This window comes from Bizionia hallyeonensis (genome assembly GCF_042657385.1).
Classification (GTDB): Bacteria; Bacteroidota; Bacteroidia; order Flavobacteriales; family Flavobacteriaceae; genus Algorimicrobium; species Algorimicrobium hallyeonense.
Genome location: NZ_JBHSLA010000025.1, coordinates 1 through 970 on the forward strand (window position 1 = coordinate 1; position 970 = coordinate 970).

At 29.2% G+C, this 970-nt stretch carries 1 protein-coding gene; it reads right to left on the bottom strand.

Annotated elements, in window-relative coordinates; genetic code table 11:
- Positions 1 to 136: 136 nt before the first annotated feature.
- Positions 137 to 829 carry an MBL fold metallo-hydrolase gene (locus ACFPH8_RS15010; RefSeq protein WP_376862279.1) on the bottom strand — a complete coding sequence of 231 codons (693 nt, stop codon included), beginning with the start codon at positions 827 to 829 and terminating at the stop codon, positions 137 to 139.
- Positions 830 to 970 lie beyond the last annotated feature (141 nt).

Here is a 970-nt window from a genome sequence, read left to right on the forward strand (position 1 = left end):
ATAGCAGTAGCAAATAAATTATTAAAACAGGCATTTGCTATCGCAAAAAGTGGTTTGCCTTATGATGAGAACTTTGTTTCAAAATTAGCTTAAAATTGCTTGTTTTTTAACTCAGTTCTTTGTTGCCCACAGTATTTTATTCAGTTTCTAATTCAATCGTTATTTTTTCTCCTTGTTCAACCATTGGTCTTATATTTTCAACTTCATCCCAATTTTCTTTTGCGCTTGGTATTTGTTCAGGATATAAATGATAAACAGCAAACATTTTTGCGTCAATTGTAATATTCTGTTCTTTTGCGTTCTTTAAAATCCAATAGGGTACAAAAGCTAAATCAATTTTTTCCATTTTACCTATAGTTTCAGGTTCGGTTGTGTCTCCTGATAAGTAGATTTTTTTATTGTGCCAAGTTATCAAATACGAGTAGTGACGAAATGAAATTCCGAATACAGTATGGTCAGTTTTATATGCCTTTATTTCAAAATCTTCTATGGATTCTCTCAATTTTTCTAATTCCGAAATGTTTGAAACACCATAAGTCTGTCCACCTTTTTCTTTCATTACTTTTTTTAGATTCTTTTTAGAGTAATGGTCAGAATGTTTATGTGTAAAAATGAAAATAGAATTATCTTTGATGCTGTCTAATTCCGATTCTTCAAATTCCATATATCCGTGAGCTCCTGATTTGTATGGAAAATCAATATAGAAATTTGTGGTTCCATCAGTCATATGTAATCCACAATTCCCAATAAATTCAATTTGAATATCTTTAGTTTGTGAAATTCCAAAAGTGGTAATTAAGCAAAAAATCAGAGTTAAAATTCTATTCATATTCGTGGTTTTATATGTCTCGTCCTGAAATATGGCTACAGGTTAAAATTGAATTTACGCTGATAATTGATATACCATATTAGGTGTTTTATAGTCTAAAGATAAATGTAATCTTATTTGATTGTATAAATTAATTGCATT

Coding starts and splice junctions, on each gene's coding strand:
- ACFPH8_RS15010 (WP_376862279.1), bottom strand. CDS start 829: ATGAATAGAATTTTAACTCTGATTTTTTGCTTAATTACCACTTTTGGA.